Annotated in this window: 22 protein-coding genes; 8 read left to right on the forward strand and 14 right to left on the reverse strand. The window is 66.1% G+C overall.

Annotated elements, in window-relative coordinates:
- Positions 1 to 4 precede the first annotated feature (4 nt).
- Positions 5 to 424: a GlcG/HbpS family heme-binding protein gene (locus ACO056_RS05505; protein WP_421852997.1), complete on the forward strand. Its 420-nt coding sequence runs from the start codon at positions 5 to 7 to the stop codon at positions 422 to 424.
- 21 nt (positions 425 to 445) lie between these two features.
- On the opposite strand, the gene ACO056_RS05510 is transcribed toward ACO056_RS05505, so the two are convergent.
- Positions 446 to 2728: a TonB-dependent receptor gene (locus ACO056_RS05510; protein WP_421853000.1), complete on the reverse strand. Its 2283-nt coding sequence runs from the start codon at positions 2726 to 2728 to the stop codon at positions 446 to 448.
- A gap of 209 nt (positions 2729 to 2937) precedes the next feature.
- Here ACO056_RS05510 and ACO056_RS05515 point away from each other — a divergent pair, with 209 nt between their 5' ends.
- Positions 2938 to 3606, forward strand: coding sequence for an RNA polymerase sigma factor (locus ACO056_RS05515; RefSeq protein ID WP_421853003.1), 669 nt, complete (start codon positions 2938 to 2940; stop codon positions 3604 to 3606).
- Positions 3607 to 3666: 60 nt separating this feature from the next.
- The gene (locus ACO056_RS05520; RefSeq protein WP_421853006.1) at positions 3667 to 4290 is read left to right on the forward strand and encodes a TetR/AcrR family transcriptional regulator; all 624 of its coding nucleotides are present in this window, start codon (positions 3667 to 3669) and stop codon (positions 4288 to 4290) included.
- 11 nt (positions 4291 to 4301) lie between these two features.
- Here ACO056_RS05520 and ACO056_RS05525 read toward each other — a convergent pair whose 3' ends face one another.
- A complete protein-coding gene (locus ACO056_RS05525) occupies positions 4302 to 4598 on the reverse strand; it encodes a hypothetical protein (RefSeq protein WP_421853009.1) in 297 nt (98 codons plus the stop codon).
- Between the two features lie 506 nt (positions 4599 to 5104).
- On the opposite strand from ACO056_RS05525, the gene ACO056_RS05530 reads away from it, so the two are divergent.
- The 3 genes from ACO056_RS05530 to ACO056_RS05540 all read left to right on the forward strand — a co-directional run bounded on the left by ACO056_RS05530 (position 5105) and on the right by ACO056_RS05540 (position 7150).
- A complete protein-coding gene (locus tag ACO056_RS05530) occupies positions 5105 to 5659 on the forward strand; it encodes a fasciclin domain-containing protein (RefSeq protein ID WP_421853012.1) in 555 nt (184 codons plus the stop codon).
- 95 nt (positions 5660 to 5754) lie between these two features.
- Entirely contained in the window at positions 5755 to 6372 is a 618-nt protein-coding gene (locus ACO056_RS05535; RefSeq protein ID WP_421853015.1) for a cytochrome b/b6 domain-containing protein, read from the forward strand.
- Positions 6373 to 6376: 4 nt separating this feature from the next.
- Complete coding sequence (locus ACO056_RS05540; protein WP_421853018.1) at positions 6377 to 7150, forward strand: molybdopterin-dependent oxidoreductase; 774 nt, start codon at positions 6377 to 6379, stop codon at positions 7148 to 7150.
- Between the two features lie 13 nt (positions 7151 to 7163).
- Here ACO056_RS05540 and virB11 read toward each other — a convergent pair whose 3' ends face one another.
- The 10 genes from virB11 to ACO056_RS05590 all read right to left on the reverse strand — a co-directional run bounded on the left by virB11 (position 7164) and on the right by ACO056_RS05590 (position 16650).
- Positions 7164 to 8153 carry a P-type DNA transfer ATPase VirB11 gene (gene virB11, locus ACO056_RS05545; protein ID WP_421853021.1) on the reverse strand — a complete coding sequence of 330 codons (990 nt, stop codon included), beginning with the start codon at positions 8151 to 8153 and terminating at the stop codon, positions 7164 to 7166.
- Entirely contained in the window at positions 8150 to 9310 is a 1161-nt protein-coding gene (locus tag ACO056_RS05550) for a TrbI/VirB10 family protein (RefSeq protein ID WP_421853024.1), read from the reverse strand. Before ACO056_RS05550 ends, virB11 begins: the two co-directional genes overlap by 4 nt.
- Entirely contained in the window at positions 9307 to 10152 is an 846-nt protein-coding gene (locus ACO056_RS05555; protein WP_421853027.1) for a TrbG/VirB9 family P-type conjugative transfer protein, read from the reverse strand. Before ACO056_RS05555 ends, ACO056_RS05550 begins: the two co-directional genes overlap by 4 nt.
- Entirely contained in the window at positions 10149 to 10883 is a 735-nt protein-coding gene (locus tag ACO056_RS05560) for a virB8 family protein (protein WP_421853030.1), read from the reverse strand. The genes ACO056_RS05555 and ACO056_RS05560 overlap by 4 nt, the downstream gene beginning before the upstream one ends.
- A gap of 2 nt (positions 10884 to 10885) precedes the next feature.
- Positions 10886 to 12115, reverse strand: coding sequence for a type IV secretion system protein (locus tag ACO056_RS05565; RefSeq protein WP_421853033.1), 1230 nt, complete (start codon positions 12113 to 12115; stop codon positions 10886 to 10888).
- A gap of 5 nt (positions 12116 to 12120) precedes the next feature.
- Complete coding sequence (locus ACO056_RS05570) at positions 12121 to 14493, reverse strand: VirB4 family type IV secretion/conjugal transfer ATPase (RefSeq protein WP_421853036.1); 2373 nt, start codon at positions 14491 to 14493, stop codon at positions 12121 to 12123.
- A gap of 3 nt (positions 14494 to 14496) precedes the next feature.
- A complete protein-coding gene (locus tag ACO056_RS05575; protein WP_421855312.1) occupies positions 14497 to 14781 on the reverse strand; it encodes a type IV secretion system protein VirB3 in 285 nt (94 codons plus the stop codon).
- A gap of 16 nt (positions 14782 to 14797) precedes the next feature.
- Positions 14798 to 15133, reverse strand: coding sequence for a TrbC/VirB2 family protein (locus tag ACO056_RS05580; RefSeq protein WP_421853039.1), 336 nt, complete (start codon positions 15131 to 15133; stop codon positions 14798 to 14800).
- Positions 15130 to 15747 (reverse strand): lytic transglycosylase domain-containing protein, encoded by a 618-nt coding sequence (locus ACO056_RS05585; protein ID WP_421853042.1) that lies wholly within the window; start codon positions 15745 to 15747, stop codon positions 15130 to 15132. Before ACO056_RS05585 ends, ACO056_RS05580 begins: the two co-directional genes overlap by 4 nt.
- 81 nt (positions 15748 to 15828) lie before the next feature.
- Positions 15829 to 16650: a DUF4198 domain-containing protein gene (locus tag ACO056_RS05590; protein ID WP_421853045.1), complete on the reverse strand. Its 822-nt coding sequence runs from the start codon at positions 16648 to 16650 to the stop codon at positions 15829 to 15831.
- A gap of 125 nt (positions 16651 to 16775) precedes the next feature.
- Between ACO056_RS05590 and ACO056_RS05595 the strand changes: the two genes are divergently transcribed.
- Both ACO056_RS05595 and ACO056_RS05600 read left to right on the forward strand, forming a co-directional pair.
- On the forward strand, positions 16776 to 17423 hold the full coding sequence (locus ACO056_RS05595) for a HupE/UreJ family protein (RefSeq protein ID WP_421853048.1): 648 nt from the start codon (positions 16776 to 16778) through the stop codon (positions 17421 to 17423).
- A complete protein-coding gene (locus ACO056_RS05600) occupies positions 17423 to 17905 on the forward strand; it encodes a hypothetical protein (protein ID WP_421853051.1) in 483 nt (160 codons plus the stop codon). The genes ACO056_RS05595 and ACO056_RS05600 overlap by 1 nt, the downstream gene beginning before the upstream one ends.
- Positions 17906 to 17919: 14 nt before the next feature.
- Here ACO056_RS05600 and ACO056_RS05605 read toward each other — a convergent pair whose 3' ends face one another.
- A complete protein-coding gene (locus tag ACO056_RS05605; protein WP_421853053.1) occupies positions 17920 to 18462 on the reverse strand; it encodes an RNA polymerase sigma factor in 543 nt (180 codons plus the stop codon).
- Positions 18463 to 18639: 177 nt separating this feature from the next.
- Positions 18640 to 19098, reverse strand: a complete 459-nt coding sequence (locus ACO056_RS05610; protein WP_421853056.1) for a cupin domain-containing protein — start codon at positions 19096 to 19098, stop codon at positions 18640 to 18642.
- Positions 19099 to 19221 lie beyond the last annotated feature (123 nt).

Raw genomic sequence — 19221 nt, forward strand, 5'->3', positions numbered from 1 at the left:
ACCTATGACCCGTATCTCGCTCGATCAGGCCCAGGCCATCGTTACCGGCGCGCTCAAGGAAGCGCGTGCGCTTGGCCTCAAGCCGATCAGCGTTGCCGTGCTCGATGCCGGCGGCCACATGATCGCCTTTGCGCGCGAGGATGGGTCTTCCAACTTGCGCCCGCAGATCGCGACGGCCAAGGCCTCCGGCGCGCTGGCGCTGGGGGTTTCCTCGCGCACGATTGGCGAGATGGCGATCGAGCGGCCGACTTTCATCAACGCGGCGGCCGGGCTCAATCCGGCAGGGATCGTGCCTGCAGCAGGCGGCGTGCTGGTGAAGGATGCGGAGGGCACGGTGATCGGCGCAGTGGGCGTGACCGGCGATACCAGCGACAACGACGAACTCGCTGCGCTGGCCGGGATCAAGGCGGCTGGTTTGGCGTGAACACGCGCCCGGCAAGCCGCCTCAGAAGAAGCGGTTGCTGACAGTCAGCCCGAATGCGCGCGGCAAGCCGATGGTTCCGAAATAGGCGCCGTAGATGGTGCCCCCGCCTAGCGGGTAGCTTTGGAGATACCGCGCATCGCCGAGGTTCTTGACCCAGAGCAGAAGACTTGTGCCGCTGCGTTTGAGATCCAGCCCCAGCTGCGCATTGACGATCCCGACATCGCCGAGGCGGGAATAGGAACTGTTGTCGATATTGCCGAAATAGGCTGACTTGTAGCTGTAGTCCGCCGCCAGCGAGATGTCGCCAATGGTTCCCAGCCGGTGCCGGTAGCGCGCGGATGCGTTGATGATCCAGCGCGGCGCATCGGCCAGCGCTTGTCCGCTGAGATCGCAGCTGGGCGCTGCGGTGCGCTCGGGAGGGCAGGGGGCGTTCGGGTAGCGATCGTAGTGGGCGTCGCTGAAGGATCCATTGAAGGCGAAGCCGAGCCCGCGGGACGGCTGCCAGTCCGCCTGCAATTCGACGCCGCGTGTCGAAACCTGCCCGACGTTGGTCAGGATCGCCCTGAACAGCCGGTTGAGTGTGGCCTGATAATCGCTGATGCGGGTGTAGAACAGGCCGAGGTCCAGATGCGCGCGCCCTCCCAGCAATGCTGATTTGAGCCCAAGTTCGAAGCTGTCGGTATGTTCGGGGTGGACAATCTGGTCGTCGGTGGACGTTGCGACGATCGGATTGATCCCGCCCGCCTTGCTCCCGCGCGAGAAGCTTCCATAGAAGTGCAGATCGGCATTTGCTGCGTAGGCCAGCGCAATCGTTCCCGCCGGATCGACCTCGCTGATCGAAAGCGCCTGCCGGTACGCGGGCTGCGCCGGGTTGGAGGGGCGATCGATGATCCCCCATTTGCGTTCATACGTCCCGCGTGCGCCGACGGTGAAGGCAAGGCGCGGATCGATATGCCAGGTGAGCTGCCCGAACGCGGCCAGCGTCTCGCCATTAAGGTTGAACCCGGTTGAACTGACCGTGTTGTTGAACACACGCAGCCCGGCGGGGGGCGAGGAGGTGTTGCCGAGGAAGCTTGCCGCTTGCCCACCGAAAGCCAGCCGGAGCGCCGATTCCAGCGACTGGCGGAGATAATAGGCGCCGGCGGTCCAATCGACACTGCTGCCGCTGTGGTTGGCGAGCCGTAGTTCCTCGCTGAACTGCCAGTCGTCAGTGGGGACGGCGGCGGAGACATAGGCATCCGCGCTTGAGAGATCGCCGTCAAAGCCCGCGCGGTAGTGCCACTTGCGGTAGGCGGTGATCGAGGTCAGCTCGGCCGCGCCGAGGTCGGCGACGAGGTTGGCGGCAGCCCCGCCTTGCTGAACCTTCAGGAACGTCGGCGCATCGGCGGTCGTCAGATAATCGCGGCCGCCCAGCACCGCCGCGCCGCCTGCCGCTGCCACCCGTGCGAGATAAGTGGCCGAAGCTGGCCCGAACGAACCGGCCACCAGTGTGCAGCAACTGTCGCTCTCTTCGTGGTAATCCGCGCTCAGCCGCAGTTTTATGGTCGCGGAGGGTTCGAGCAGGAACTGGAGGCGGCCGCCAGTGCGATCGCTGCCGTTCAGTTTGGGGCCGCCGCCCAACCGCGCGACCCATCCGGCCTGCCCGGTGTGATAGAGGGACAGCCGCACCGCGAGCCGCTGGTCGATCAGCGCGCCCGATGCGCTTCCGCGGAGCTGGACATAACCGTTGCTGCCGATCGTCGCTTCGGCCTCACCTTCGCTGCGGAAGTCCGGCGCGCGGGTGGTGATGACGATGGCCCCTGCCGTGGTGTTCTTGCCGAACAGCGTGCTCTGGGGCCCGCGCAGGATCTGGACGGTGTCGATATCTGCCAGATCGTAGACGGCCATTCCCGGTCGACCGAGGTAGACGCCGTCGACGAAAATGCCGACCGCAGGCTCAAGGCCGTCGCTGGCCGGATTGCGGCCAATGCCGCGGATCGAGACGTAGTTACCGCGCGGATTGAAGTAGCTGATGTTGAGGCCGGGGGAGAGCTGTTTCAGATCCTCGATCTGATAGAGGCGGCGGCTTTCGAGCAGATCGCCGGTGACAATCGACAGGGCGACGGGAACATCGACCGCACGTTCGGGCCGTTTGCGCGCGGTGACGACGAGTTCGCCCTGGGCCGCCGTAGCTTCGGCTGCAGGGGGGACAGCTTCCGGCGCTGCGGCGGTGGTTGGTGTGCCGGCAAGCGCGGTGCCCTGCGCGGCCACGGCGCAAATGGACGCCAATGCCACGCGGCCAATACGCAACGCCAACTGCGGCATTCGGCCAGCCCCCCGCCGAGACATCCCAACCCATCGGCCGCTCCATAGCGCGCCAAGCGGGATTCCAAAAGCGATTGGGCCCACTTCACAGAATCGGATTGACCATGTCTAAATTCATGTTAGTATAACCTACATAGAGTTTGCTGCACTTACAGCATGAGTCGGTCGGTGGCCTTCGTGCAGCGCAACGTCAACGCAGAGGGCAGGCCATGTTTGACGATACTTCTTTGACCAATCCAGGCGAGCCGCTGACCGAAGATGGTATCTGCCCGCCGTCCCCACCGGCGCGCGCTGTGCCTCCGGTTCCCCGGGCCGAAGCGATCGAGTTGCTGATGCTGCGCGTTTGCCGGGGCGATCATCGGGCATTCCGCCACCTGTATGATGCAACCGCGCCGCGCCTGCTGGCGAAGGCCATGTCGGTGCTGGGCAGCCGCGATGCCGCCGAGGATGCGCTGCAGGAGGCCTTTGTCCGCATCTGGAACAATGCCCGCCAGTTCGATCCCGCGCGCGGCACCGCCTCGGCGTGGATCATGCGCGTGCTCCGCAATGCGGCGATCGACCGGTTGCGTCAGGACCGGCACATCGCGCGCTACCAGTGCGGCGAGGACTTGCCCGAAACGCCCATCGCGCCCGAGCCGGTGCTGGACCGGCTGGATCTTGAGCGGTCGCTTGCGCAGCTGACGCCGGAGCAGCGCACGACGATCTGCCGCGTGATCGTTCAGGGCTGGACGCATGATGAAGTCGGGCTGGCTGATCAGGTTCCGACGCCGACCGCCAAGGCGCGGGCTCGGCGCGGGCTGATGCGGCTGCGGTCCGTGTTGACGGATCCGGACGGTGACAGCAAGATGGCCAGTGCATGGACAAAGGCTGTCGCATGATCAGGGGCAGCCGCCTCAGCCTTGTGCAGACTTGCTGGCCCTCGCAGGAATTCTTGTAGCGTGACGTCTGACGGCCCCAAGGCAACCTATCAAAGCCCGCTGCGTGCGCGTTTGAAGGAGCAGACCTCGCAGATCATCCTCGATGCGGTCGGGACGGTGATCCGCAACGGGGATCTTGCGGCGGTCAGTGTCGCCGAAGTGGCCCGCGTTGCGGAAGTGACCGAACAGACCGTCTATCGCCATTATCGCTCGCGCGACGAACTGATCCGCGCCTTTGTCAAATGGCATCTCGAGCAGGCTGTCGGCGGCCCGGACATCAAGCTGCCGCAGACGATCGACGAACTGCTGGTGTGGGTAGAGGCCCGCTATAGTGCCTGGGAAATCGACCGGCAGATCGTCAGCGAAACCTATCTGTCGGCGGTCGGACGGGAATTGCGCAAGCCGCTTTACGAGCTTGGCTACCAGAATCTCCTGCGCATGCTGGGCAATGAGTATCCCGGCCTCAGCGAAGAGCTGCGAACATCGGCGGCCTCCGCGATGCTGACGCTGATGAGCACCGAGAACTTCGTCTTTCTGCAGCGCAATCTTGGATACGATGCCAGGACGGTCCACCGCAGCGTGGTGACCGCGATCAACGCGATGCGGCGCGGGCTGGCGGGCGAAAGCGAAGCGGCGGGCGGCTAGGCCCGCAGTGTTCAGTGCGAGCCGTCTGCCCCGGTGCGCGCCGCAATGGCCGCCCAGGTCTTCGGTGACGGTGGCACGGGTGTCTCTTCCGCGCTGCTGTCCGCAAGGCCGGCGATCATCGCGCGGTACTCCTCCACCAGCTGGCTGAACGCCGCTTCATCGCGGCAGCGCCGGTTAGCCTCGCCAAGCAGCGGCTCGACCAGAATGCCCAGCGCAAAGTCCAGCGCCAGAGCCTGATCCGGTGACAGGTCCGGCGCGATCGGCGCACTGGCTCCGGACGCTGGCGTCGGCAGATCATTGTTCGTCATTGTGCCATACGCCGTTGGTTAGTTTCGGATTTCAAGAAGATTCTCGCCGTGCCGGCACGTGCCTGCCATCCGCGCCGGGTGAGCCGCGCCTTGCGATAAAATATGGGGGGCGTTGGCCCCCCATATTCCGGACGGATGCACACCTTGCTGGAAGCGCCCTGTGCGGGAGGGGGGAGCGCCGGCAGCATCTGCGGGTAAGTGTGCCCCCGCCACGAGTGCCGATCGCTTCGGGGGCAAAAAGCGCATCGACCGTGTCATGCCCAGTTGGCTGACATAGCCTATACGCCCGAGGGCAATGCCCGGGATGCATCGCGAGCCAAAAAAATCGCCTGTCTGGGCGGGGCCCCATCACAAAAATTGCGGCCCGCGTGCATCCGGCCAGTTTCCCCTCCCGTAGTAGGGGCATCGGTGGACAGGTTTCGATGGAATCTTCGGTTCCTCCGATCGCGCAATCGCTGCGCGAATTGTTCCAGCTGTCTATATTCATGAAACAAAAGGACTTTCCCATGAAGAACTCTTTCCTCGCGGCCGTCATTCTTGCGACTGCCAGCGTCGCCGGTGTCTCCGCGATTGCGGCTCCGGCCCCGGTCACGGTGGGCGGCGCCCCGATGTATGCCACCAAGAACATCATCCAGAATGCGGTGAACTCGAAGGATCACACCACGCTGGTCGCCGCGGTGAAGGCCGCCGGTCTGGTCGATACGCTGTCGGGCCCGGGCCCGTTCACGGTGTTCGCGCCGACCAACGCCGCGTTCGCCAAGCTCCCGGCCGGCACGGTTGCGACACTGCTGAAGCCCGAGAACAAGGGCCAGCTCACCACGGTCCTGACCTACCACGTCCTGCCCGGCAAGCTTTCGGCCACCGTGCTGCGCATGATGATCAAGGCCGGTCACGGCAAGGCCATGATCAAGACCGTGCAGGGTGAAGAACTGACCTTCAGCCAGCTTGGCCGCCGGATCCAGATCACCGATGCCAAGGGTGGCAAGTCGCTCGTGACGATCCCCGACGTCAACCAGAGCAACGGCGTGATCCACGTTGTCGATACGGTGCTGCTGCCCTGAGCTGCACCGGGTTCCGGGTGGAGTGGTTTCCTGGCCACTCCCCCGGGGCCGCCCTCCTATCCACCACCCCCATCCGTCCAGCGCGAAAGCCGATCATGGCGACTTCCATGCTCCCTGACCGCCAGCGCACTGCGACGCTCCATCCGCTTGTCGTGCGGCTGTGCCATTGGCTCAATGCGGCGGCGATGACCGTGATGATCATGAGCGGCTGGGCCATCCACAATGCCTACCCGATCGCCCCCTTTCGGTTTCCCGATAGCATGTTGCTCGGCGGCGGGCTGATCGGTGCGCTGCAGTGGCATTTTGCCGCGATGTGGGTGCTTGCGGGCAATGGCCTGATCTATCTCGCCTATGGCCTCGCCAGCGGCCGTTTCGCGCGCAAGCTGCGCCCGGTGAGCCTGCGCGATGCGCTTGCCGACAGCCTCGCCGCGCTGCGCGGTACGCTCTCGCATGCGGATATCTCGGCCTACAATGGCGTCCAGCGGTTGCTCTATGCCGGCGTGATCGGGCTGGGCGTGCTGGTCGCCGCCAGCGGGCTGGCGATCTGGAAGCCGGTGCAGTTCGGCTGGCTCTGCTGGCTGCTGGGCGATTTCGCCTCCGCGCGCATCATCCATTTTACCGCCATGGCCGGGATAGTCCTGTTCACGCTGATCCATGTCGTGATGGCGGTGCTCGTTCCCCGCAGCCTGCTGGCGATGATCCGAGGAGCCTGAACCCATGCCCGAACGTGGGGACGATGAAGTCCGCTATATCCTGCAGGACGCCGCCCGCAGGCTCGACCTGCCGACCCGGCGGCTGTTCCTCAGAAACGCGCTGGGCTTTGGCACGATTGCCATGCTCAGCGGCTGCGATGTGACCGATGGCTTCGGCGCCGAACGCGCGTTGGGGGCGATGTCGGATTTCAACGACCGCGCGCAGGCCTGGCTGTTCAATCCTGCCCGGCTCGCCCGCGAATATCCTGCCAGCATGATCACGCGGCCATTTCCGTTCAATTCGTTCTATACGCCCAACTCGCCCGATCTCGCGCCGGTGATCGACCCTGCGGACTTTGTGCTCAACGTGACCGGCCGGGTCGAGCGCAAGGATGACTGGACGCTGCCGCAGCTCCATGCGCTGCCGCGTTTCGCCCAGATCACACGGCACATCTGCATCGAAGGCTGGAGCGCGATCGGCAAGTGGACCGGGGTGCGCTTCTCGGAGTTCCTGACCCGTGTCGGCGCGGACCTGCATGCCAGGTACGTCACGTTCCGCTGCGACGATGATTATACGACCTCCATCGACATGGCGACCGCGCTGCATCCGCAGACGCAGCTGTGCTTCTGGATGGATGACCAGATCCTGCCGCGCGCGCACGGCTTTCCCATGAAACTGCGCGTGCCGACCAAGCTTGGCTTCAAGAACCCCAAGCATATCGGCGAGATCGAGGTCGGCAACGACTATACCGGCGGGACCTGGGAAACCTCGGGCTACAACTGGTTCAGCGGGCTCTGACCGGCAACGCCCGTCATCGCCGCAGCACGACCCGCCCGATCTTGCGCCGCCCGTGGCTGCGCACCAGCTGGACCGAGACGTCGATCACGCTCTCGACATAGCGAACGATCTCGGCGCGCGCGAGGCTGGTGCCGTTTTGCATGACCATCAGCGCGATCTGGTCGATGGCACCGGCAGGGCTATCGGCATGGACCGTGGTGATCGAGCCGGGATGGCCCGAATTGACCGCGCGCAGGAAGCTGAACGCCTCGCCGCCGCGCAGTTCGCCCAGAATGATGCGGTCGGGCCGCAGGCGCAGCGAGGCCTTGAGCAAATCCTCTGCCTCCACTTGCGCTTCGCCCTGACCGCCGCGAACTGCGATGAGGCCAATGCTGTTGGGGTGTGTCATCTCCACTTCGGGCGTGTCTTCGATCAGCACCAGCCGCTCGCGTGTCGGCACGGCCTTGAGCAGGGCGTTGAGGAACGTGGTCTTGCCGGTGGAAGTGCCGCCCGAGATGAGGATGTTCTTGCGCGCTTCCACCGCGCGGCGGAGGAATTCGCCGATCTGCCGCTTCTCCAGCAACGCCGCGAGCACGGCATCCTCGGCGGTTCCCTCATGGCTTTCGCCGATCGCGGTGGCGGAAAAGGCATCGTCCGCCTCATAATCGGCGAGCGACAGTGCGCGCACGACCTGCCGCCGGATTGCCATCACGAGCGGGCCCCGGGTGGCAGGCGGCGCGACAATCTGCACGCGCGCGCCGCCGGGCAGGGTGGCGGAGACCAGCGGATGTTCGCGGCTGATCCCCTGATGGGTGATCGCGGCAATCTGGGTGGCGAGCCGCCACAGATTGGGCTCGGTCAGTTCGGGCGCCGGGTGGCACAGGCTCTGGCCATCGAGCGTTTCGACCCAGACCTCGCCGGGCGCATTGATGTAGATGTCGGTGACATCGGCGCGGTCCAGCCACGGCATGAGCGGCCGCAGATAGGCATCGAGATAGGTGCCGGGCGGGGCAATCGCGTTCATTCCTCGGCTCCGCCCACGCCGCTGAAATCGAGATCGCGCGCAACGAACACGCGCACCGGCGTGCCTTGCGCGATCTTGATCGTCGGCGGGATGGCTTCGGTGGGCAGGAGCGCTGCGGCCAGGCCGGTCGCTTCCTGGCTCGATCCGATGAGGATCTGCGTGCCCGAACCGCGCGCCACCGAGGCGATCGATGCATTGACGACCGAGAGCAGCACCGAATTGGTGAAGCGCTGGAAGAAGTGCCGGTTGACCTTGCCGGCCAGCCCGGCACGGCCAAGGGTATCGGCAGCGGGCGAGCCGATCTGGATTGAAACGCCATCCGGCCGGATGACCCTTGTCCAGATCACGAAGGCGCGCGACTGGCCTTGCGCGACGGCGCTCTTGTATTGGCCGACAAGGCGGCTGCCGCGCGGGATCACCGCGGTGCTGCCATCGAAACCGCGCACGTCGCGGCTGACGACGGCGCGGGCGAAACCGGGCAAGTCCGAATTGAGCGCGGTTTCCAGGACGGCAGGGATGATCGCGCCCTGCGGCACAACCGTCGCCAGATTGTGCAGCTGGGTGGCGCGCGCTTTCTCCGGTTCGGCAGCGGAGACGCGCTCGGCGAACTGCTCGTCGCTATCGAGGCGGGCAGCATTGCCGTTCCTGCCGCTGGCGGATTTCGCCGCTTCGCTGGCAGCGGCTCTGGCTGGTTCGCTTGCCGGGGCTGGCGGGGCGACCGAGAGATCGACGATCAGCGCCGGTGCCTTCAGCCGTTGGGACGGATCCGGCCCTGTCGGCAGCGGGCTCGTGAAGCCGGCGCTTGTGACGCTGACGGGCGCCAGCGATCCAGCGTCGGGCAGGACCGCTGACACCGGAGACTGGCTCGGCGCAGGCTGCGGCGCGGCGCCGCGCGCGGCGGCTTCCACGGCGGCGAATTCTGCAGGCGGTGCGAGCGGGGCGACCAGATCGGCCGGGCGCTTCCCCGGTGTGACGAGGCTGTCGCTGGTGGGCGGTTGCGCGCCGTAGAGCCACGCGAAGCACAGCACGCCGAGTGCGGTGGCTCCCCCGCCGATCCACCAGCCGCCGCGCGGTGCGTGCTGCGGCGCGACCGCAGGAAGCGGCGGGCCATCGGCAGCACTCTCGGCAAGGGGGCGGTGATAGAGGGGGTCGCTCATGGCTGGGCTCGCAATCTGGATTTGGCGGCTTTCTCGGCTTTGGCGTCGAACGGCGGCGGTGCATCCGGGCCGGGATCGGGCTCCTGCCAGCCTTCGTTGATCAGCGTGGTCGTTTCGGTGCCGTTGCGCAGGATGAAGCGCGGGGCGGTCTGTTCGACGATCGTGTAGCCCTGGCGGACGCCATAGTTGACGAGGCTTTCCTCGCCCTTGCTGCCCTCGCCCGTGCTGGAGAGCGCGAAGATCGCAGGCGTCGGGGTCTGTTCGGACCACTTGAAGTAAGTGAAGTGGCCATCGTCGAAGACCAGCGTCGGCAGCAGCGACCGCGCCCCGGTATAGCTGTAGCGCGTGTTGCTGCGCACCGGCGGCGGCGGCGCGGCAGGTGCGGCGGCGGCCTCGACCGGGACGGCGGGATAGATGAAGCGCACGACATAGGTGCGCGCGCTGGTGTGCAGGGCGCTGCTGGCGTGCGCGGCATGTGCCGGTTTGCCGGGGCTGGCATCGAGATCGAAGATGTAGCGACGCTGGTCGGTCACGACCGACATGTTGGTGAGGATATCGGCGTCGAGCGGCTTCAGGAACAGGATATTGGCGCGCTTGTTGGGCACCACTTGCCAGGCCAGCGCATCGCCGATCGAGACGTTTTCGATATGCTCGTCCGGGGCGAACTCGATCATGATCTGGAAACCGAGCTGGCCGTGCAGCGTCACCAGACGATCGGGATCATAGGCGATGTTGCGAATGTGCGGATCGGATGGGGGCACCAGATCCGGCGCGGTCGCCGCGACGCACGACAGCCATGTCGCGGCCAGCGCGGTAAAGAGGCGGAGGCGGGTCCCGGTCATTGGGTCGGCACCCCCAGGGCGCTGTCGAACTGGACCGGGGTGGGGACCGCATCTTCGGCATCGCGCCGATAATGCGTCACCTGAAAACCGAGCGGATTGATGAAGCGGTCTTCCATGCGCATCGGCGCGCCGGAAAAGCGGAATTCGATCACTGCGGTATAGCTGCGCCGCTCGCCGCCGCTGGCACCCTGATCGTGGCGGATCGTATCGAAGCGCACTGTCGCGCTGCCAGGGCGCAGCATGGAGACGCTTTTGACCACAGCCGAGACAACCGTGGTCGCCGGGTAGAGCTTGAGCGGGCTATCGGGGTTGTCGCGCTGGTAGAGGCGGCGATATTCGCCCCGCACCGGGCCATCCGACCACAAGGCGGTCTTTTCGTAATTCGTGCGCAAATCGGCGGCGTCGAAGGTTTCGCGCGCGATGACATACTGGACAATCGCCGACTGGGCGATGGCGCTGTCCTGCGTGAGGGGGCCGGGGGCGAGGCCCTTGATCGTCTCGGCATAGCCGCTCTGCCGGTCGACGAGGATGGTATAGGGCACCACCGTCTTCATCGGCGCGAGCGCTGCCAGAGCGACCGCTTCCAGCACCGCGATCAGTGCGGCGATGCCGGCCAGCATCATTGCGCGCCGCCGCTCGGTGTGGGCGCGTTCGATGAGATCCTCGCCCCAGCTATCGGGGCGTTGCTGGAGGAACCGCTTGTAGGCCGGTTCGGTGCGGGGCTCGTCCATGATCAATCAGGCCTTCTTGCAGCGGCGCCGGAAACGGTACGTCCGGCAGCGATCCGCCGTGCGCCGTCGCCGAGGCGGGTCTGGTCCCGTGAAGGACCGCCGGAATCGCGGTTGGCAGCGGCAGCACCGCCGCCGCCCAGGTTGCCCAGAATGCGCACGGTGCTTTCGCTCCCATAGGCAGGCGCCAGCCGCTCCTCCCGCCGCGCCATCGCGGCCACGGCAGCACTGGTCTGCGCGGCGGGCGTGATCACGCGGTCCGCCGCCGGGGTGAGCTGGGGCGGTGCCGACAAGGGTACCGGCGGAGGCGCGGCAGGCTTGCGATCGGGCAGGCGGAAGCCGCGAAACACGCTGGCCGAGGCAATCAGCAGGCCGGTCGAGACAGCGGCGAAGACCATCACCAGCAGCACCACGCCATAGGCGGTCTCGCTGCTCACTGCGCCGGTGGCGCGCTCCTTGACCATCGCCGCCAGCGACGGCTCGAGGATTTCGAGCATGACCGCGAGCAGGAAGATGGTGGTCGCCGGGGCGAAGGCGAAGGCAAGCGCCGCGCGCAGCCATCCCTCGAACAAGCCGCGCGTCACATCGAACAGCAACAACGCAATGAAGATCGGGCCGAGCGCGAGCAGCACACCGAGCACGACTTTCGTCGCGAGCAGGATGCCTAGGCTGAAGAACAGCAGCATGGCGGCCGATGCCTTCAAGGCCAGCACCTTCATCCCGCCCCCCACCAGCGGCAGCGATTGCAGCGCGGTGAGCGGGGCCAGCGCGCCGAACGGGCCTGCAGCCTTGGGCGGTGGAGGAGGGGGCGGCGCAATGCTCAGAATGTCGAACGCGCGCTGCAGGCGGTCGAAGATATCGCCCCCGCTCCCGGCACTGACATCGAGATGCAGCATCGCGGTAGCGATCTGCGCGGTGCCATCAAACAGCACGCGCACCACGATCGCCTGATAGGCTTCCCATTGCGTGGCAAACGAGAGGATCGCGGCAAGCTTCACCACGGAGAGCGTCACATCGCCAACCCGCAAGCCGCCCCGGCCGAGCATCAGCTGATAGCCGATCAGTGCGACATAGAGCGTCATCAGCGTGGTCAGCACCGCGGCAAAGGCGCCGCCGCCCTGAAACAGCCCCTCGTAGCCGGTGTGGACGAGCTCGCGCACATGGCAGTCGGTCGCATCCAGCAGTGCGTGGACGAGATGGACATTGGCCGGGGCGGCGGGGCAGGCGCTGGGCATGGCGGTTAGGCCAGGAGCCGGGGCAGCCACTGCGCCGGATCGTCGCCCACTTCGGCGCGGATCGCGTCGAGGCGGCGCACGGTGCTTTCGCGGCCAGACAGCACGGTCAGGAGATCGGGCATGCCGCCCAGGTTGAGCCGGGCAATCACACTGTCGTTGCCATGCTTGATGAGGAAGCAGCGCGCGGTATCGGGCAAGGTGCGGATGAGATCGAACTCATGCGCGGTCAGGCCGAAGCCGTCGCAATAATCGACCGCCTGCGCCTTGGGATTGACCATGAAGATCTGCGTTGCGGCCTGTTCGATGATCGCGCTGGATATCTTGCTGGTCAGCGCGTCCGACGCGCTTTGCGTGCAGAAGCCGACAATGCCGTTGCGCTTGCGGATGGTCTTTTCCCAATCCTTGATCCGCATCACGAAGGCCGGATCGTCGAGCGCCTTCCAGCCTTCATCGATCACGATGATGCTCGGCGTGCCATCGAGCCGCTGCTCGACCCGGTGGAACAGATACATCATCACCGGCGTGCGGGCGGCGGGATCGTCGAGGATCTGCGTCATGTCGAAGCCAAGCGTCGCGACATCGAGATCGAGCGCGTCTTCCTCGTTGTCGAACAGCCAGGCATAATCGCCCTGGCCGCACCACGGTGCCAGGCGCGCCGCGAGATCGAGCGTGGTCGGGCGCCCGCGTCCGCGGAACAGCTCGACAAAGTAGCGCAGCCGCCTGAGCGCGCGCGGCTGGCTGAAATTGGCATCGACCGCATCGGCGATGCGCGCCAGATCATCCGCGTCGAGCGCCGGGCCGGTGCCGGTCACCAGCTTGGCCACCCAATCGCACAGGAAGCGCCGGTTGGTGGGATTTTCATCGAGCAGCAGCGGGTTGAGCCCGGTCGCGATGCCGGGGCGCAGCAGATCGTAGCGCCCGCCAATGGCGCGCAGGAAAATCTCCGCGCCGCGATCCTTGTCGAAGTAGATGGTGCGCGGCGAAAGCTTCTGCGCCTGCGCGAGTAGGAAGCCCATCACCACGGTCTTGCCCGCGCCCGAGGGGCCGATCACGGTGAAGTTGCCGAGATCGCCCTTGTGGAAATTGAAGTAGTAAGGCCCCGCCGAAGTCGTCTCGAGCACGGTAATCGCCGAGCCCCAGTGGTTGCCTCGCGCCGAGCCCGAAGGGAAGCAATGGCCACTGGCGAGACTGGCGAAATTGCCGCTCGACACCAGTGCCCGGCGGGCAATGAATTTGAAATTGCCGGGAAACTGCGCCCAGTATGCGGCCTCGAGATTGACGTCCTCGCGCACCGCGATCACGCCCAGTTCGGTGAAGGCAGTCTGCACATCGGCAGCAGCGAAATTGAGTGTTTCAAGGCTGTCTGCCTTGACCATGACAGTCATGTGATGCTCGCCATAGCCGGAGCGGCCCGCCGCGACATCGTCCTTGGCGAGCGCCAGTTCGTGGCGCTGGCTCAGTGCCTCGTCATCGGCGGCTTTCATCCGGCGCAGCGCAAGGTTCATCCGGTCGAGCGTCGCTTGCCGGTCGACGAAGGCGAAGCTCTCGCTCAGCACCATTTCGGCGGGAAGGCGCAGGAGGTCATCGAACATGCCGGGCACGGTCTGCGCGGGATAGTCCTTGATCGAGACCATCGCGGCAAAGCGGCGCGGCGCATCTGCGGTGGCCGACAGCTCCAGTGCGTCTGCTCCGAAGCTGATCCGGCGATCGGGGAGATAGTGGCCGAAATCGCCGCCCGGCTCGATCACCCGGCGCAGATCGCCGCCATAGAGCAGGGCGAGAAACTCGAGCGGTTCCGAACAGCGCCCGGCGGGCCCGTCATAGCTGGTGAGCAGCCGCGCGCCGTAGGATTCGAGCGAGGAGAGCAGAATGTCGCGCGCTGCATTAAGCGCGACCAGATCGCGCATCCGGCGCGCATCGGCTTCGGCGCGGCTGCTGCCCCGGAGCAGGTTCTGGAGGAACCCGATCCGGCCCGGCAGCGGACGCCGCACGAGCGTGATGAAGAGGTCGTTGACGTAGAGCTTGCGGCTGGAAAGCTTGGCGCGCCAGGCGGCATCGAGTGACTGGCTGAAGGGATCGGCAAACGTTCCTTCGAACTCCGGCTGCACTTCGCGGCGCACGACATGGTGATAGAGCGCGAAGCGAGCATCGGCGATGCCGCGCAGCATCGTCTCGCGCAGTGTCTTGCGGTAGTTCAGCTCGTCCGAATCCGCCGTTTCGAACGGGAACCCGGTGAGCCGGACGACCTGCATCATCCGCCCATCACGCAGCTCGATCGTGGCATCGTCGAGCGCGCGGGCATAGGGCAGGTTGGCCCCGGCCGATCGCTCCCGCGCGAACTGGGGGGTCTGGTCGATGTGTGATGTGCGGGCCAGCATCGCTCAGGGACAGTACGAATTGCAGCGCCAGTAGGCGTGATTGCGCCCACGCGAACATTGCGCCAGTTTGGTCAGCCACAGATCGAAGAAGCGCGGCTCGCGCAGGCAAGCGAGATAGCCGCCGAGGTGGATCATCAGCGACAGCAGCAGCACCATGAACGACTTGGTGATGAGGAACGCCTCCATTGTGATGACGGCGTTGAGCACGAAGAAGCTGTAGGTGACGCCCGCAAACATCTGCGGGCGCGTGAGTGCGCCGAACACCGGATCGCGGGCGAGCTGTGTGATCACCGCAAGGGCTCCATCAAATCCCGGGGCCGGACGCGGCGGACTTGATGCCGGCGACGATTGCGGCGGCACCGAACACGATGAAGCACCCCAGGATCACGGTCGCGCCGCGCCTCCAGTCAATGCGGCCGGACAGCATGCCGAGCCCCGTCGCGCCGACGGCAATCACCGCCAGCGAGGTTGCCACCGCGCCGAGCAGCGTGCCTTGAACCCAATCGACAGCGGAGACGATCACCCCCGATCCCGCCGGATCGAGCGAGGCGGACTGGGCGTGAGCCATGGTGCTCCACAGCAGGCCAAGGGCGGCGGGCAGTATGCGGGCAAGCTGGCGCGGGCGCCGAAGCGGTTTCATCGATTGGTCCTCCGTTTGTATCTGGTGTTGCTGCCTGCGACGGTGCGGCTGAGCCGGCCCAGCACGGCGCCGACGTAGGCGCGTGTCTCGCGAAAGGGCGGGACACCATGCCAGCGATCGACCGCGCCGGGGCCAGCGTTGTAGGCGGCGAGGCTGAGCACGAGATCGCCGCGATAGCGCCGCATCAATTGCGCGAGATAGCGCGAGCCGCCCTGATAGTTCTGGGCGGTGTCGTAGGGATCGACGCCCAGCGCGCGCGCGGTGGCGGGCATCAGCTGCATTTCGCCGATGGCGCCTGCGCGAGAGATCAGCCCGGGCCGGAACCGCGATTCCTGCCAGGCCACGGCTTCGACAAGAGCGGGGCTGACACCGGCCGCCAGCCCGGCGCGCGCGGCGGCCTCGGCGTGCGGGGCAGGTGTCAGGCTGGTCTCCTGAACCGGGGCCGGCAGCGCGATGGCGCGGCTGCCTTCCGCGCTGAACTGGGTTGGCCCGGCATAGACGCTGGTCTGGCCATCGCTGCCGATTTCGATCACTTGCGCCGCCGCGGGCGCAGCAAGCGCGAAGGCGGCAAATGCGCCTGCTCCCACACTCCAAACGCCGACCCGCACCACCATCGCACGATCCCTTTCCTGCGGCGCGACCTCGATCGCCCTTCCGCTGTTCCCTTCATCCGCAAGCCAGGCCCCCCGGCAGCCTCAAGACGCGCGGCGAGGCGTCTGGGGCCGAGGGTATCCGAAGGTCAGGCTCGAAAACGTGGTTTCGAAATCGGCTTTGGGATTGCCCTTGATCGGCTTCGTCCAGACTACGTTGAGCTGCCAGTTTCCGATGCGCGGCACGCGAAATATTGCCCGTCCGGCACCGTCGGTCACCCGCGTGGCAAGCGGGCGCTCGTCGAAATCGAGGTTGTTGAGTTTCACCGTGCCACCCGTGAGCGGCCTGCCCTCGAAGAACACGCGCACCGGCAGATCGGCACCGGGGGGCAGGGCATAGGGATCGCGTTCGAGCACCAGTTCGAGGCTGAGGCCGAGGCGCTGCGTTGCGATGGCGCTGGCCTTGCCGCCGCTTCCCACCTGGATCAGCGCCTTGGCCCGCCGCGAATAAAGCTCGCGCCCGGGGGCGTCGTTCGTGCCGGTCTGCGCGCGCAGGGTCAGCGCGGGAGTGAGCCCTTCGGCCTTGAGATAATCGGTAAAGCGCAGGCCCGGCAGTTCGCTGGGCGTCGCATTGGTCGCCAGCGCAAACATATATTCGCCTGCCGGCCCGAAATGCAGCGTGGTGTCGGTTGTCGCGGACCCCAGCTTCAGTTCGGCGCGGCGGTCGCTGCGGCCATCGGGTCCGAAGCGGTCGAACCGGGTGATGCGGTTTGCCTCGATCAGCGACTTCGAGCGGAAGCTGCCATGGCCGACAAGGATCGACATTGAAGTGGTGCCGCCGGGCGCAAGCCAGAAGGCGTTCGGCTGGATCCAGAAATCGTGCGCCAGCGCCAAACCGGGGAGCGCCAGCGCGGCGAGTGTTGCCACCAGCCCACGCCGCAAGGACCTGCGGGCCGAAGGCATCGTTTTCGCGAGCCGGTGCGTAAGGCTGGCATTCTCTGCAGCGACAAGGTTTGACAATGACACGGTCTCGAAACCTCCCAAGCGATGCCATGGATACGCAGCCGGATGCGTTTCAGGTGCAGGTCAGGGCAAAAAAGTCTGTCCCGGCGCTGCAGTGGCGCTTGGCTTGTGCCGTGCTGCTCGCGGGCGCGTGGGCGACGCCTGCCAGCGCGCACTCGGGCACGGGCCTTGCGGGCGGGTTCGTTGCCGGTGTGCTCCATCCGCTCAGCGGCCCGGATCACTTGCTGGCGATGGTTTCGGTCGGGCTGTGGGGCGCAGTGCTCGGGCGGCCGCTGCTGGTGGCCTTGCCGGTGATCTTCCCGGCCATGATGGCGGGTGGAGCGATGCTGGGGATGTTCGGCGTGCCGGTGCCGCCGGTCGAGCTTGGCATCGCGGTTTCCGTGCTCATGCTCGGCACCGCGATTGCGCTGGGGCTGCGCCCGCCGGTGTGGCTGGCCTGCGTGATGGTGGGCGTGTTTGCGCTGTTTCACGGCTATGCGCATGGCCGCGAACTGCCCTCGGCCGCCGATCCGATCGGCTACAGCGCCGGCTTCGTGCTCAGCACCGGGATGCTGCATATCGCGGGGATCGCGCTTGGCGCGCTGCATGAGACGGCGCGCGGCCGGATGCTGGTCAAGGGGCTTGGCGCGGCAATCGGCGCGGCGGGGCTCTACTTTCTGACCAGCGCGGTGCTGTGATGCGCGATAGTCTGCTCCCTGCTGCGATGCTGTGCGTTTCGCTCGCCCTGCCGCTGGGCTTTGCAACGGCGCGCACGGCGGCAGCTGCGGTAGCGGCCTCGCTGGCCGGTGCGGGCTTGGCCCTGCTGCTGCCGATCCCGCCTGGGCATGAAGACGTGATCTTTTCTGGCTGCTGGTTCAGCACCCTGATCCTGACCGCCTGCGTCCATCTGCCAAGGGGCCTGGCCCGCGCGGGCGCGCTTGCGCTGGGCGCTAATGCGGGCTTGTGGGCCGGACAAGTGGTGCAGACGGACGGACATGCGTCCAACCTGCTGATCGCCCTGCCATTGGTACTGCTCTGCGTGCCGGCACGCTGGCTGGTGCAGGCCGAGCGGGGCATCGCGCTGAAAGTCGTCGCCAGCTGGTTGATGGCGATTGCCGGGATGGAGATGGTGCTGACGCTGATCCCGACCCCGGGGTACATGCCCGATCACATGGACTGACCGGGTGCGGGCGGTCAGGACGTCAGCGCCGCCTCGTCGAAGAAGACCCGCAGCTGCCGCACGCCGCGCCGCATCCGCGCCTTGGTCGTGCCGATCGGCACGCGCAGCACCGCGGCCAGTTCCTCGTGCGTGTAGCCATAGATCAGCGCGAGCGTCAGGACTTCGCGCTGCTTTTCGGGCAACCGCGAAAACCCGCTGAACATGTCGAGCCGCTCGATCACCGGATCGGGCAGCGATGCGAGATGATCGGCGTGATCGGCAATATCCTCCATCGGCCTGCGGTTGCGACGCATCAGATCGATCGCGGCATTGCGGGTAATGCGAGAGAGCCACGCCATGGCGGCGCCTTTGGCCGGATCGAACTGCCGGGCCTGAGTCCAGACGCGGACGTAAGTCTCCTGCGTCACGTCTTCGGCGAGCAAGGGATTGCCGACGATCCGCAGTGCGATGGTGTGCAGGCGCCGGTTGGTCGCTTCATAAAGCGCCCGGAACGCCCGCTTATCGCCGGCGGCGGCAGCGCAGAGCAAGCGGGCCAGGGCGTAGTCGAACCGGTCCATGGCTGCAGCCTGAGCCGCTGTTCCTGACGTATTCGGCATGTTTTCGGCACCCGTCACAAACTTGTGTCCGCCGACCCGGCGGGGCCAACACCTTCAATACGCAGAGGCATTGCGATGGGATGCAGCGGGGCGTGTGCGGTTTTTTTGCGGCCCGACTTGGGCGGGCAGGATTGTACCTCAGGGGATGAGCGGATCGCTCAGATCAAGGTCTTCGAGCGGCGCCAGCGGGCCGCGAATATAGAGGAGCGCGCCGATCTCGCTGCGCAGCAGGCCATGATCATGCCCGGCGAAGGCGATATGCAGATCACCTTCGCGCAAGACCTCGCCGTCGATCATGACTTCGCCGGAAAGGACCAGACCTTCCTCGGTTGCAGTGTGCCGATGCGGTGCGAGCTCGGCACCGGGTTCGAGCTTCAGGAAAAACGATTCCCACCCGGCATCGGCATCGACGTAAAGTTGGCGCTTCTGCACCCCCGGCGCGATGCTGAACCAGACTTCCGCGTCTCTGGTCACCGTCATTCGCGGACGTGCAGCCGCCATCGCGCTGATGCGCGCTTCAACTGCTTGCCAGCGGGCATCGCCCGCGCCGGAACTGGATGGCCCGCTTTCGGGCACGGAGCCTTGTGTCGTTGTCATGTCCGAACCTCGCTCCTCCCCCCATGTGCAGAGGGTCTTACGTGGCATTTCAGAATTACGATACGCTGCCCGGATTTACGAGAGCTTGCTAGTGCTGACCCTTGAAGCCGCCGGACGGCCAAA

This window comes from Novosphingobium sp. (genome assembly GCF_965228995.1).
Taxonomy (GTDB): domain Bacteria; phylum Pseudomonadota; class Alphaproteobacteria; order Sphingomonadales; family Sphingomonadaceae; genus Novosphingobium.